Source organism: Streptomyces sp. NPDC006335, assembly GCF_040612795.1.
In the GTDB taxonomy this organism is placed as follows: Bacteria; Actinomycetota; Actinomycetes; order Streptomycetales; family Streptomycetaceae; genus Streptomyces.
On record NZ_JBEXQX010000001.1, the window covers coordinates 799,193 to 812,832 of the forward strand.

Here is a 13,640-nt window from a genome sequence, read left to right on the forward strand (position 1 = left end):
TCCTTACGGTCGTGCCAGCATTTCGAACGTGAGCCGAAATTTCGAACAAGCTCAGAGAGTCTAGGGAGTAGCTGACGTGCGCATCACGGGAATCAGCACGCACGTGGTCGGGACGCCGTGGCGGAACCTGACCTACGTCCAGGTGCACACCGACGAGGGGATCACCGGAGTCGGCGAGACCCGCATGCTGGGCCACACCGACGCCCTGCTCGGCTATCTGCACGAGGCGAAGACCAACCACATTCTCGGGTCGGACCCGTTCGCTGTCGAGGACCTCGTCAAGCGGATGAAGTACGGCGACTACGGCCGGGCCGGCGAGATCGTGATGTCCGGCATCGCCGTCATCGAGATGGCCTGCTGGGACATCAAGGGCAAGGCCCTCGGCGTGCCGGTCTGGCAGCTGCTGGGCGGCAAGGTGACCGACAAGGTCAAGGCCTACGCCAACGGCTGGTACACCACCGAGCGGACCCCGGAGGCCTACCACAAGGCCGCCCGGGGGGTCATGGAGCGCGGCTACAAGGCGCTCAAGATCGACCCCTTCGGCACCGGTCACTTCGAGCTCGACCACGAGCAGAGCCTGTACGCCGTCTCGCTCATCGAGGCCGTCCGTGACGCCATCGGGCCGGACGCCGAGCTGATGCTGGAGATGCACGGCCGGTTCTCCCCCGCCACGGCCGTCCGCCTGGCCAAGGACCTCGCGCCCTTCAAGCCCGCCTGGCTCGAGGAGCCGGTGCCGCCGGAGAACCTGAAGGCGCTGGAGAAGGTCGCCGCCAAGGTGGACATGCCGGTCGCCACGGGTGAGCGGATCCACGACCGCATCGAGTTCCGCGAGCTCTTCGAGAGCCAGGCCGTGGACATCATCCAGCCCGACGTCGGCCACATCGGCGGCATCTGGGAGACCCGGAAGCTGGCCGCGACCGCCGAGACCCACTACATGCTGGTGGCGCCCCACAACGTGGGCGGGCCGGTCCTGACCGCCGCCTCCCTCCAGGTCGGCTTCACCGCTCCGAACTTCAAGATCCTGGAGCACTTCAACGACTTCGCCGACGCGGAGATCAAGAAGGTCGTCAAGGGCGCCCCGCAGGTCGTGGACGGCTACTTCCACCTCTCCGACGCCCCCGGCCTCGGTGTCGAGCTGGACGTCGACGCCGCCGCCGAGTTCCCGCAGCAGCAGGCCCGGTTCGACCTGTGGGCCGAGGGCTGGGAGCAGCGCAAGCCGAAGAGCGCCACGAAGTGAGGACCGCGGTCGTCATCGAGGCGCCCGGCGAGCACCAACTCGTCGAGCACACCCCTCGTGAGCCCGCCGCGGGCGAGGCGCTGGTCCGCGTCCACGCCGTCGGCATCTGCGGCAGCGACCGCGAGGTGTACCAGGGCAACCGGCCCGAGGGATACGTCCGCTACCCGCTCACGCCCGGCCACGAGTGGTCCGGCACGGTCGAGGCGGTGGGCTCCGGGGTTCCGGTGTCGCTCCTCGGCCGCAAGGTGGTGGGCGAGGGCTTCCGGAACTGCCAGGTCTGCGACCGCTGCCACGCGGGCGAGACCACGCTGTGCACGGCCGGCTACGAGGAGACGGGCTTCACCCAGCCCGGCGCCATGGCCGCCACGCTCACCCTGCCGGCCCGGCTGCTGCACGCCCTCCCGGACGACGCCGACCTGACGGCGGCCGCACTCCTGGAGCCCGCCGCCTGCATCGCCGCCGCCGCTCTCAAGGCGAACGCGCGGCCCGGCGAGCGGGTCGCCGTCGTGGGGACGGGGACGCTCGGGATGTTCGCCGTCCAGCTCCTGAAGGCGGGTTCCCCGGCGGAGCTGCTGGTGGTGGGCACCCGTCCGGACCGTGCGGAGCTCTCGAGGACCTTCGGCGCCACCGACTTCCGCACCCGGGACCAGGAGCTGCCGGACGACTTCGACGTCGTCATCGAGACCGCCGGGTCGGCGTCGGCCGCCAACACCGCCGCCTCGCTGCTCAGACGCGGTGGCCGGCTCGTCCTCACCGGCATCCCGGCCCCGGGCGCCGACGGACTGGACCCGACCGACCTCGTCGTACGGCAGCTGGAGGTGCACACCGTGTTCGGGGCGCCGCCGGACGCCTGGGCGCACACGGTGCGGGTCTTCGGGGCCGGGCTGCTCGATCCGCTGCCGCTCGTCACCCACGAGTTGCCGCTGGACGAGTTCCCCCAGGCCATCGAGTTGGTGGGGTCTGGCGATCCGAAGGTCGGGAAGGTCCTCCTGAGGCCATGACACACCACTGAGCCGTGCGCCGGTACGGGGTACCTGACGACTTCGTACCGGCGTACATCCACAGCCTTGCGCACCCAGAGCCGCGAATGTCGTCCGAAATACCGAACACGAAGGACAGCTTGTGACCGAGACCACCGCCAGCGCGGCCCGACGACCCGGCGAGCGGGCACTCGCCGCACTGGGCCTGAACGCGCCCGCCCTCGACCCCTCCGACGCGTCCCCGCACACCTTCCCCGGTGGCGGGCGCTGGCGCACCGAAGTGCCCTCCGTGGAGGGCCCCGAGGCCCTCGGCGTGGTCCTCAAGGAGTCCTCGCGGCTCGACGTGCCGATCCACCGGATCAGCCAGGGCTCGGGCGTGTGGATGCTCACCGACGCCGAGATCACCGAGATGGTGGAGGCGACCGCCGAGCGTGACATCGAGCTCTGCCTGTTCACCGGCCCCCGCGGCACCTGGGACATCGGCGGCTCCACCCGCACCGACTCCAGAGGCGGCGGGCTGCGCGCCCGGGGGCACGACGCGGTCGCCGGCTGCGTCGAGGACGCCGTCCGCGCCACCGAGCTGGGTGTGAAGTGCCTCCTCGTCGCCGACGAGGGTGTGCTGTGGACGCTGCACCGGGCGCGGGCCGCCGGGATCATCCCGGCCGACACCACGCTGAAGGTGTCGGCGCTGATCGGGCCGGTGAACCCGGCCGCGTACGCCGTGTACGAGAACCTCGGCGGCGACTCGATCAACGTGCCCAGCGATCTGACGCTCGATCACCTCACCGAGATCCGGCGGGTGTCGGCCGCCCCGATGGACATGTACATCGAGGCCCCCGACGATCTCGGCGGCTATGTGCGGATGTACGAGGTCGCCGAACTGATCCGGCGCGGCGCCCCGCTCTACCTGAAGTTCGGCCTGTCGAAGGCTCCGGGGATCTACCCGTACGGGAACCACATGCGCGATCTCACCCTGTCCACCGCCAAGGAGAGGGTGCGGCGCGGACGGCTCGCACTGGACCTGCTCGCACGGCACGGGGCGGACGGCGACATGGCGCCGCTCGGCTCCCGGCTGCCGGGCGCGCTGAAGCGATTCGAAACACCTGCATAACGTTCCGGACAACGCCCCTTCACAAAACCCGACGCAGTCGCACAGACTCCGACACAACCCAGCCTTTCCCGGTCGCTCCCCCACACCGCCTCCAGGCACCCGTACCGCCGGACCGCACCGGGCCTCCCGACATCAAGGATGATGATCATGCGTACTCGCCGAGCCGCACTCACCGCCATAGCCGGCGCCGCCTCGCTCGCCCTCACCCTCACCGCCTGCGGCCAGGACAGCAAGGGCGGCAGCGAGGAGAAGGCCGGCAGCGCCAAGGGCGGCACGATCGGCATCGCGATGCCGACCAAGTCCTCCGAGCGCTGGATCGCCGACGGCAACAACGTCGTCAAGAACCTCCAGTCCAAGGGCTACAAGACCAAGCTGGTCTACGGCGAGGACGACCCCGACCAGCAGGTCTCGCAGATCGAGAACCTGATCACGCAGGGCGTCAAGGGCCTGATCGTCGCGGCCATCGACAACAAGTCGCTGAACAACGTGCTCCAGCAGGCCAAGGACGCCAAGATCCCGGTCATCGCCTACGACCGCCTGATCCTCGGCACGCCGAACGTCGACTACTACGCGTCGTTCGACAACACCAAGGTCGGCGAGCTCCAGGCCAGCTACATCGTCGACAAGCTGGGTCTGAAGAGCGGCAAGGGCCCCTTCAACATCGAGCTCTTCGCCGGCTCCAACGACGACAACAACACCAAGTACTTCTTCGGCGGCGCGATGAGCGTGCTTCAGCCGTACATCGACAGCAAGAAGCTCGTCGTCAAGTCCGGCCAGACCAAGATCAACCAGGTCACCACGCTGCGCTGGGACGGCGCCACCGCGCAGAAGCGCATGGAGGACATCCTCACCTCGACGTACGGCAGCGGAAAGGTCGACGCGGTCCTGTCGCCGTACGACGGCATCTCCATCGGCATCCTCGCCGCGCTGAAGTCGGACGGCTACGGCAAGGGCAGCAAGCCGCTCCCGGTCATCACCGGTCAGGACGCGGAGCTCGCCTCGGTGAAGTCGATCATCGCGGGCCAGCAGACGCAGACCGTCTACAAGGACACCCGCAAGCTGGCCGAGGTCGCCTCCACCATGGTGGACGACGTCCTCAACGGCAAGAAGCCCGAGGTCAACGACACCAAGACGTACGACAACGGTTCCAAGGTCGTCCCCGCCTACCTGCTCCAGCCGGTGAGCGTCGACAAGACGAACTACACCAAGGAACTGGTCGACACCGGCTACTACAAGGCCAGCGAGCTCAACTAGTCAGCCCTGTCGGCACATTCCTCTGATTGAAAGGCACGACCATGGCGGGACCCGTCCTGGAAATGCGCTCGATCGTCAAGACCTTTCCCGGCGTCAAAGCGCTGTCGGACGTCACACTGACCGTCCGTCAAGGCGAGGTCCATGCCATCTGCGGTGAGAACGGCGCCGGGAAGTCCACCTTGATGAAGGTGCTCTCCGGCGTCCATCCGCACGGCACGTACGAGGGCGACATCCTCTTCGAGGGAGAGGTCGTCCAGTTCAAGGACATCCGGGCGAGCGAACAGCACGGCATCGTGATCATCCACCAGGAGCTGGCCCTGGTGCCGTTCCTGTCGATCGCGGAGAACATCTTCCTCGGCAACGAGCACGCCTCCGGCGGGTTCATCAACTGGAACGAGACGCTGAAGCACGCCACCGAGCTGCTGCGCCGGGTGGGTCTGAGCGACCACCCGGAGACCCGGATCGCCGACATCGGCGTGGGCAAGCAGCAGCTGGTGGAGATCGCGAAGGCGCTCTCCAAGAAGGTGAAGCTGCTCATCCTCGACGAGCCGACCGCGGCTCTGAACGACGAGGACAGCGGCAAACTCCTGGATCTCATCCTGGAGTTGAAGAAGCAGGGCATCACCTCGATCATCATCTCCCACAAGCTCAACGAGATCCGCCGGGTCGCCGACTCGGTCACGATCATCCGCGACGGGAAGTCGATCGAGACCCTGGACGTGAAGGCCCCGGAGACCACCGAGGACCGGATCATCTCGGGCATGGTCGGCCGCGACCTGGACCACCGCTTCCCGGACCGCACCCCGTACGAGGGCGAGAAGGACGCGGCCCCGGCGCTGGAGATCCGCAACTGGACCGTCCACCACCCGATCGACCAGCAGCGCAAGGTCGTCGACGACGTGTCGATCCATGTGCGGCGCGGGGAGATCGTCGGCATCGCGGGCCTGATGGGCGCGGGACGCACCGAGCTCGCGATGAGCGTGTTCGGGCGCACCTACGGCCGGCACGCGGGCGGCCAGGTCTTCAAGGACGGCAAGGAGATCCGTACGAAGACCGTCCCGGAGGCGGTTCAGCACGGCATCGCGTACGTCACCGAGGACCGCAAGCACTACGGCCTCAACCTCATCGACAACATCAACCGCAACATCTCGCTGACCGCCCTGGACAAGGTCACCAAGCGCGGTGTGGTCGACGAGCACGAGGAGCGGAAGGTCGCCGAGCGCTTCCGCAAGTCGATGAACATCAAGGCGCCGACCGTCTTCGAGACGGTGGGCCGGTTGTCCGGCGGCAACCAGCAGAAGGTCGTCCTCAGCAAGTGGATCTTCGCGGGTCCCGAGGTGCTGATCCTGGACGAGCCCACGCGCGGTATCGACGTGGGCGCCAAGTACGAGATCTACACGGTCATCGACCAGCTGGCAGCCGAGGGCAAGGCGGTCGTCTTCATCTCCTCCGAGCTGCCGGAGCTGCTCGGTATGTGCGACCGCATCTACACCATGGCCGCCGGGCGGCTCACGGGTGAGGTTCCGCGGGCCGAGGCCACGCAGGAAGTGCTGATGCGCCAGATGACGAAGGACAAAGAGGTAACGCGATGAGCACCGATGTGACGAAGGTTCCGGCCGCGGCGCCGCCGGGCAAGGGCGGGGGGTCGTCCTCCGACGGGGGCCTGCTCCAGCTGATGCTGAACGGGCTGCGCCGCAACATGCGGCAGTACGGCATGCTGATCGCGCTCGGCCTGATCGTCGCGCTGTTCGCGGTGTGGACCGACGGTGACCTGCTGCTGCCGCGCAACGTCTCCAACCTGGTGCTCCAGAACAGCTACATCCTGATCCTCGCGATCGGCATGATGCTGGTGATCATCGCGGGCCACATCGATCTGTCGGTCGGTTCACTGACCGCGTTCGTGGGCGCCTTCGCGGCCGTGCTGACGGTCCAGCACGACGTGGCGTGGCCGATCGCGCTGGTGCTCACCCTGGTGGTGGGCGCGGTCGCGGGCTCGGTCCAGGGCTATCTGATCGCGTATCTCGGCATACCGTCGTTCATCGTCACCCTGGCGGGCATGCTGCTCTTCCGCGGTCTGACGGAGATCCTCCTTGAGGGCCAGACCCTCGGCCCGTTCCCGGACGGTCTGCAGAAGCTCGGCAACGGCTTCCTGCCCGAGGTCGGCCCGGAGACCAACTACCACAACCTCACGCTGCTCCTCGGCTTCGCGCTGCTGGCCTTCGTGATCTACCAGGAGGTCCGCGACCGCAAGCGCCAGCAGGAGTTCGCGCTGGACGTGCTGCCGAGGAACGCCTTCCTGCTCAAGCTCGTCGCGATCGCCGCCGCGGTCCTCGCGGTCACGATGCTGCTCGCCAGCTACCAGGGCGCGCCGATCATCCTGCTCGTCCTCGGTGTGCTGGTGGTCGGCTACGGCTACGTCATGCGCAACGCGGTCTTCGGCCGGCACATCTACGCGATCGGCGGCAACCTGCCGGCCGCGAAGCTGTCCGGCGTCAAGGACAAGAAGGTCACCTTCCTCGTCTTCCTGAACATGGGCGTGCTCGCGGCCCTGGCGGGTCTGGTGGTCGCGGCCCGTCTGAACGCGGCCTCCCCGAAGGCGGGTCTGAGCTTCGAACTCGAGGCGATCGCCTCGTCGTTCATCGGTGGCGCGTCCATGAGCGGCGGTGTGGGTACCGTCCTCGGCGCGATCATCGGTGGTCTCGTCCTCGGTGTGCTGAACAACGGCATGAACCTCCTCAGCGTCGGCACCGACTGGCAGCAGGTCATCAAGGGCCTGGCCCTGTTGGCGGCGGTCGGCTTCGACGTGTGGAACAAGCGCAGGGTCGGTTCGTAGACCGGGACGACCGGATCGGGCCCCGCCGGAAGGCGGGGCCCTTCCCATGGGAGGAGGAAAAGACCGGTGAAGACGCTCTTCGGCACGCTCGCCGACGGGACCGAGATCCACCGCTGGTCGCTGGAGAACGGCGGCACCCGGCTGAAGGTCCTGTCCTACGGCGGGATCGTGCAGTCCCTGGAGGTCCCCGACCGGGACGGCCGGTACGCGAACGTCTGCCTCGGCTTCGACCGCGCAGAGGACTACGTCGCCGCCAGCCCGTACTTCGGCGCGCTGATCGGCCGGTACGGCAACCGCGTCGCCCAGGGCCGGTTCACCCTGGACGGCGAGAGCCACCAGCTCTCCGTCAACGACGGGGTCAACAGCCTGCACGGCGGCACGCAGGGCTTCGACAAGCGAGTCTGGGACGTCGAGCCGTTCACCGAGGGCTCGGACGTCGGCCTGCACCTGTCCCGCACGTCCGTCGACGGCGAGATGGGCTACCCGGGCACCCTTGAGGTGAAGGTGACGTACACCCTCACCGAGCACGGCGACTGGCGGATCGACTACGAGGCCACCACCGACCGGGCCACCGTGGTCAACCTGACCAACCACGTGTACTGGAACCTCGGCGGCGAGGGCACCGGCACGATCGAGGACCACGAGCTGAGCATCGCCGCCTCCCGCTACACGCCCACCGACTCGGGGCTGATCCCCACCGGTGAGCAGGTGGAGGTCGCGGGCACCCCCTTCGACTTCCGCGAGGGCAAGCGGATCGGCCGGGACATCCGGGCCGGCCACGAGCAGCAGGTCTTCGCCAAGGGCTACGACCACAACTGGGTCCTCGACAAGGGCGTCACGGACGAGCCCGAGCACGTGGCGACCCTGCGCGACCCGTCGTCCGGCCGCACGCTGAGGATCTCCACCGTCGAGCCGGGTCTGCAGTTCTACTCGGGCAACTTCCTCGACGGCACCCTCACCGGCACCGGCGGCCGCACCTACCGCCAGGGCGACGCCCTGTGCCTGGAGACGCAGCACTTCCCGGACTCGCCGAACCACCCGTCGTTCCCCTCGACGGTGCTGCGTCCGGGCCAGACATACCGGACCACGACGATTCACTCGTTCGGCGTCTGACCTGGTGAGATGACGAGTTCGGGCCCCGGGTTCCCGAACTCACACTTCTTTCACACCCGTTGAACAGCGCCACTCAGGCGTCCGTATGTAAGGGCGGCCCGTGCTCCCCCGCGCGGGCCACCCCATGACGACGGACCCGGTCGTCCCCACCGGGTCCGCCCCATACGGAGGTTCGATGGCCGACAACGTCACCTCGTTGTTCCGCAGCACGGCTGCGCACAGCCCGTCCATGGCGGCGCTGGCGCGCGAAGGCGGAGACGGGACCGGCCCGGTGGACTTCTGTATCCCCTGCAATCCCTACTTCCCCACTCCGGCGATGATGGACACCATGGCCGCGCGGCTGAAGGACATCATCACCTACTACCCCAGCAGCGCCGACACGATCACCGCCGAGCTGTGCAACCTGCTCCAACTGCCGCCGCAGGCCGTGGCGATGGGCAACGGCTCGACCGAACTGATCACCTGGATCGACCACCTGCTGGTCCGCGAGTCCCTCGCCGTCCCGGTCCCCACCTTCGGGCGCTGGACCGACCAACCGATGGAGACCGGCAAGCGGGTCGACATGTTCCCGCTCCAGGAGTCCAGCGGATTCGCCCTGGACCTCGCGCAGTACGCCGAGTTCATACGCACCCGGGGCACGCGGGTCGCGGTCATCTGCAACCCGAACAACCCCGACGGCGGCTTCCTCCACAAGCACGCGCTCGTGCAGTTCATGGACGCCATGGCCGACTTGGACCTCATCGTCATCGACGAGTCGTTCCTGGAGTTCGCGGACGCCGAGCAGGAGCCGTCGGTGGTCCAGGAGGCGATGATCCGGCCGAACGTCATCGTCCTGCGCAGCCTCGGCAAGAACTTCGGCCTGCACGGCATCCGCTTCGGCTACATGGTCGCCAACCCCTCCCTCGCGGGCCGGGTCCGCTCGATGCTGCCGAAGTGGAACCTCAACGCCTTCGCCGAGTACGTGGTGTTCATGCTCAAGGAGCACGGCGCCGAGTACGCGCAGAGCCTCCACCAGGTCCGCCGGGACCGCCTCGACATGGCGAGCCAGCTCGCCGCGCTGCCCGGCCTGACCGTCTACCCCTCGCAGGGGAACTTCCTCTTCGTGCGCCTGCCCGTGGGCGCCGAGGGCACCGTGGTCCGGGACCGGATGCTCACCGAGCACCGGATCCTCGTCCGCGAGTGCGGCAACAAGATCGGTTCTTCCAGCCGCTTCCTGCGGCTCGTGGTGCGCCCCCAGGTGGACGTGCGTCGCCTGGTGTCCGGCCTGGAACAGGTGCTCTACGGGACCAGGAGGGGAGCCGCCGTGCCCGAGCTCGCTCAAGGGACCGGCTACAGCTCGGGTACGGCGGCAGTGGACCGCCTGGTCGGCCAGACCAACGGCGCGGGCATGCAGGACCTCGCCGCGATGGCCGTCGGCGGTGGCGGGATGGGCGGTGGCATCGGCATGCCGATGCCGGTCGCCCAGCCGGTGGCGGTGGCCGCGGCGGCGCCCATGGGGACGGCTGCCGCGATGGGGACGGGCCCTTCCGCGGGGACGGCCGCTGCCATGGGGACCGGCCCTTCCATGGGCGCGGGCTCTTCCATGGGCGCGGGCTCTTCCATGGGCGCGGGCTCTTCCATGGGGGCGGGGATGCCGATGCCGGCCCAGATGCCGGCGCCGGCCCCGATGACTCCCCCTGCTCCGATGACCGCCCCCGCCCCGGTGCCGGCGCCGGCTCCTCCGGCTCCGGCGCCCTTCGCGCCGCCGAGCGGGCCGACTCCGCCGGGGGTGCCGGCCCGTGGTGGGCTCACCGCCGCGCAGGTGCGGGGGATGACCGCGCCGGCGCCGGGGGCTCCGCAGGAGCTGTCCCAGGCGCCGGCCACCGGCTGGCCCAACGCTCAGAGCTGGCCCAACGCGGCGGGGATGGGCCAGGCCGGCTGAGGCGCTTCGGCTACACCGGGTTCAGCCTCCACTGCTGGCAGGTGTTGGACAGCCAGGACCACTGGCGTACGTCCGCCGCGTCGGCCGTCGAGCAGTCCGCCACGTCGGCCACCTTGCCCGTGGCCTGGTTGACGATCCGCACGTAGCCGCTGTCGGTCACCAGGAACCTGAACCGCTGGCAGGTGTTGTCGAGCCAGGCCCACTGGCGCAGGTCGGCACCGTCGGCGGAGGAGCAGTCGGCGGTGTCGAGGACCTTTCCGCTGGCCACGTTGACCAGTCGGCTGGTGTCGTCGCCCCGGTCCTCGACACGCCAGCGCTGGTTGCTGCCGCCGTTGCAGGTGTACTGCTGGACGTTGGCACCGTCGGAAACCGAACTCCCTGCCACCTCAAGGCACTTGCCGCTGTTGCGGTTCGTGAGGGTGTACGTCGTCGAGGCGGCCGACGGCTCTCCGGACGGGCCGGTCATGCTCGCCCCGAGCCGGACCGGCGTACCGAGGTTCGGGGTGCCGTCGGAGTTCCAGGTGAACTTCTGGGCCCTGGTCGTCCGGCCGTTGTCGCAGCCGTCTGACGCCGAGTCGTTGGCGTGGTACACGATCCAGTTCTCGGTGCCGTCGGGCGAGGTGAAGAAGCCGTTGTGGCCCGGGCCGTAGACGCCGGCGGAGTCGTTGCGCTGGAAGACCGGCGTGGACTTCTTCGTCCAGGAGGATGCCGAGAGCGGGTCGGAGCCGGTGAGGGTGAGCTGGCCGAGCTTGTAGTCGGGGGTCCAGCAGCCGCTCGCCGAGTAGATCAGGAAGGTCTTGCCGCCCCGCTGGAGGATCTCCGGGCCCTCGTTGACCGAACCGCCCGACTTCTCCCAGGAGTTGGTGGGCGTGGAGATGGTCGAGAAGCCGGTGGCGAGGGTGTACGGGTTGGACAGGCGGGCCGCCACGAGGTTCTGGGTGCCGCCGCTGGCGCTGCCGAACAGATAGAGCTGACCGTTGATCGTCGCGACGGTCGGGTCCAGCATCCAGCCGGAGTTGAGCTGGTTCTTGTAGGTGTACGGCCCCAGGGGGTCGGACCCGGCGCTCTCCAGCACATGCGTCCGCTGGGTCGGGTTGTAGTCGGAGACGTTCTGTCCGGCGACGTAGTACAGGTACCAGCGGCCGTTGATGAAGTGGATCTCGGGTGCCCAGATGTTGCAGCAGCGCGAGGCGGCGTCCCCGGTCCACACCTGCACACTCGGCGCGGTGGCGAGACCGGCGAGGGTGGCCGACTTGCGCATGGTGATGACATTGGTCCAACTCGTCGTCACCAGGTAGTAGTTGCCGTTGTAGTAGGAGATCCATGGGTCGGCGCCCTTCTGGGCCTTGACCGGGTTCGAGAACGAGGCCGCGCTCGCGGAGGACTGTCCCAGCCCGAGGGCGAGGAGCAGCGCGGCCAGCAGGATCAGTAGGCGACGGGCCATCCGCTGCTCCAGTTCAGGAGGTTGATGCCGAGCTTGGGCGTGCCGTTGTCGTTGCCGTCGTAGTAGTGGTAGACGATCAGGTCGCCGTCGGAGTCGTTCATGATCGACTGACCGCCGGGGCCGATGTACCGGCCGTGCGACTCCAGGACCGGGGTGCCGCCGTTGTTCATCATCGAGACGCCGTTCTTGTCGACGTACGGCCCGGTGACGCTGGTGGCGCGGCCGACCTTGACCTTGTAGGTCGAACTGGTGCCGGCGCAGCAGGTGTCGTAGGACGCGAAGAGGTAGTAGTAGCCGTTCCGCTTCACGATGTACGGCGCCTCGACGGCCTTGGTCCCGGTGGGGCGGGAGGCGATCGAGTACCGGGTGGTGTTGGTGGAGAGCTGCTTGCCGGTGGACGGGTTGATCTGGATCATCTTCAGGCCGGTCCACCAACTTCCGAAGGACAGCCACCACTTGCCGTCGCCGTCGACGAACAGGTTCGGGTCGATGGCGTTGTAGTCGCTGGAGGTGGTGGAGGTGTACACGGTGCCCTGGTCGCTCCAGGAGCCGGGCAGGCCGGTGCTCGAAGTCGCCAGGCCTATCGCGGACTTGTTGGAGCCGAAGGTCGAGACGGCGTAGTACATCAGGTACTTGCCGCCCTGGTAGGAGATGTCGGGCGCCCATGCCTCGGTGGCGTACGACGACCACCAGCCCGGCTTGGTGGAGAAGGCGTCGCCGCCGGCCGTGAACGCGGTCCGGTCGGTGGAGGTGCGGTAGCCGAGGCCGCCGCCGGTGCCGTACAGCAGGTAACGGCCCGCCGACGTACGGATCATCGTCGGGTCGTGGATGACGGTGGCACCGGTGACGGTCCCGGGGTTGGGGTAGGCGGAGGCCGTGCCCGGGATCAGGGCCAGCAGGAAGGCCACGGGGACGGCCAGGAGTGAGGTGCGGCGCACGGTGACGCTCCTTTGCAGGATGCGAGTGGGGGGATGTTCGACATGCCGATCACCGATCAGAGCTTCGGACGGGACCGTAGAATCGAACCCCTTGCGCGTCAATGCTTCGCGCACGCCTCAGTGGTGGTCACTGGTGGTGCGTGTGCTGCGACTCGGTACGGCTTGGTATGGCTCAGTCGGCGAGACCGGCCCGTCGCAGCAGCTTCAGCCAGTCGTCGTACTCGACCAGTTCGTCGTCGACCAGGGCGAGCCGCCGGTACTCGGCGGGCGTGGCCAGCCGCTCCAGGAAGAACGCCTCAATGGTCGGCGCCAGTTGGTCGAAGCGATCCGCGTCGACCCAGTCCGCGCCTTCCTCCAGGGCACCGAGGACGCCGCCGCCCGCGCGGTCGACGAACACGGCCGCCTGGTTGATCAGACCGACACAGAAGAGCTTCTCCGGGGACAACGGCAGTGGGGAGTCGACCACCGGCTCGCAGTAGAACTGATGCCCCTCGGCCTCCGCCAGGCCGAAGAGCTGCACGGACGGTCCGCAGCTCGCGCCGTCCAGGATCCGGCAGAAGTCCAGGAACTCCCGGGGCACCCCGTCGGCCTCCGCGGCGGCCGCCGTCTCCCCGTCGATCGTCCCGCCGAGCGTGAAGCTCAGTACGTCCGGGGTCTCCGCCAGCGCCATCCGCAGGGCGTCCACCGTCTCGATCAGGCGGGACGGTCCATGGGGTCCTTGGCTCGCGCTGGTCATCTGGCCACCACTTGATGTCGATGTCACGGGATTGCCGTTCGGCGGGCTTCACCTTACGGGCGGCCTCGCCGGC

10 protein-coding genes and 1 pseudogene are annotated in these 13,640 nt (G+C 68.4%); 8 read left to right on the forward strand and 3 right to left on the reverse strand.

The genetic code is table 11. The features are described 5' to 3' along the window. Positions 1–76: 76 nt before the first annotated feature. The 8 genes and pseudogenes from ABZ098_RS03650 to ABZ098_RS03685 all read left to right on the forward strand — a co-directional run bounded on the left by ABZ098_RS03650 (position 77) and on the right by ABZ098_RS03685 (position 10,449). Entirely contained in the window at positions 77–1,237 is a 1,161-nt protein-coding gene (locus tag ABZ098_RS03650) for a mandelate racemase/muconate lactonizing enzyme family protein (RefSeq protein ID WP_356586813.1), read from the forward strand. After that, a complete protein-coding gene (locus ABZ098_RS03655) occupies positions 1,234–2,238 on the forward strand; it encodes an alcohol dehydrogenase catalytic domain-containing protein (RefSeq protein ID WP_356586815.1) in 1,005 nt (334 codons plus the stop codon). Before ABZ098_RS03650 ends, ABZ098_RS03655 begins: the two co-directional genes overlap by 4 nt. Positions 2,239–2,359: 121 nt before the next feature. Further along, positions 2,360–3,328, forward strand: a complete 969-nt coding sequence (locus tag ABZ098_RS03660) for a hypothetical protein (protein ID WP_356586817.1) — start codon at positions 2,360–2,362, stop codon at positions 3,326–3,328. A gap of 147 nt (positions 3,329–3,475) precedes the next feature. Continuing rightward, entirely contained in the window at positions 3,476–4,582 is a 1,107-nt protein-coding gene (gene chvE / locus ABZ098_RS03665) for a multiple monosaccharide ABC transporter substrate-binding protein (protein ID WP_356586819.1), read from the forward strand. 41 nt (positions 4,583–4,623) lie between these two features. Continuing rightward, positions 4,624–6,174 (forward strand): multiple monosaccharide ABC transporter ATP-binding protein, encoded by a 1,551-nt coding sequence (gene mmsA, locus ABZ098_RS03670; protein WP_356586821.1) that lies wholly within the window; start codon positions 4,624–4,626, stop codon positions 6,172–6,174. Beyond that, the gene (gene mmsB, locus ABZ098_RS03675; RefSeq protein WP_356586823.1) at positions 6,171–7,415 is read left to right on the forward strand and encodes a multiple monosaccharide ABC transporter permease; all 1,245 of its coding nucleotides are present in this window, start codon (positions 6,171–6,173) and stop codon (positions 7,413–7,415) included. Before mmsA ends, mmsB begins: the two co-directional genes overlap by 4 nt. Positions 7,416–7,463: 48 nt before the next feature. Then, a pseudogene (locus tag ABZ098_RS03680) lies at positions 7,464–8,528 on the forward strand (aldose epimerase family protein); the annotation flags it as partial. Between the two features lie 175 nt (positions 8,529–8,703). Then, positions 8,704–10,449, forward strand: a complete 1,746-nt coding sequence (locus tag ABZ098_RS03685; protein ID WP_356586825.1) for a histidinol-phosphate transaminase — start codon at positions 8,704–8,706, stop codon at positions 10,447–10,449. Positions 10,450–10,459: 10 nt separating this feature from the next. Here ABZ098_RS03685 and ABZ098_RS03690 read toward each other — a convergent pair whose 3' ends face one another. The 3 genes from ABZ098_RS03690 to ABZ098_RS03700 all read right to left on the reverse strand — a co-directional run bounded on the left by ABZ098_RS03690 (position 10,460) and on the right by ABZ098_RS03700 (position 13,567). After that, the gene (locus ABZ098_RS03690) at positions 10,460–11,893 is read right to left on the reverse strand and encodes a family 43 glycosylhydrolase (RefSeq protein WP_356586827.1); all 1,434 of its coding nucleotides are present in this window, start codon (positions 11,891–11,893) and stop codon (positions 10,460–10,462) included. Then, the gene (locus tag ABZ098_RS03695) at positions 11,875–12,831 is read right to left on the reverse strand and encodes an arabinan endo-1,5-alpha-L-arabinosidase (protein WP_356586829.1); all 957 of its coding nucleotides are present in this window, start codon (positions 12,829–12,831) and stop codon (positions 11,875–11,877) included. Before ABZ098_RS03695 ends, ABZ098_RS03690 begins: the two co-directional genes overlap by 19 nt. Positions 12,832–13,003: 172 nt before the next feature. Beyond that, a complete protein-coding gene (locus tag ABZ098_RS03700) occupies positions 13,004–13,567 on the reverse strand; it encodes a hypothetical protein (RefSeq protein ID WP_356586831.1) in 564 nt (187 codons plus the stop codon). Between the last annotated feature and the right edge of the window lie 73 nt (positions 13,568–13,640).

Coding starts and splice junctions, on each gene's coding strand:
- ABZ098_RS03700 (WP_356586831.1), bottom strand. CDS start 13,567: ATGACCAGCGCGAGCCAAGGACCCCATGGACCGTCCCGCCTGATCGAG.
- ABZ098_RS03690 (WP_356586827.1), bottom strand. CDS start 11,893: ATGGCCCGTCGCCTACTGATCCTGCTGGCCGCGCTGCTCCTCGCCCTC.
- mmsA (WP_356586821.1), top strand. CDS start 4,624: ATGGCGGGACCCGTCCTGGAAATGCGCTCGATCGTCAAGACCTTTCCC.
- ABZ098_RS03685 (WP_356586825.1), top strand. CDS start 8,704: ATGGCCGACAACGTCACCTCGTTGTTCCGCAGCACGGCTGCGCACAGC.
- mmsB (WP_356586823.1), top strand. CDS start 6,171: ATGAGCACCGATGTGACGAAGGTTCCGGCCGCGGCGCCGCCGGGCAAG.
- chvE (WP_356586819.1), top strand. CDS start 3,476: ATGCGTACTCGCCGAGCCGCACTCACCGCCATAGCCGGCGCCGCCTCG.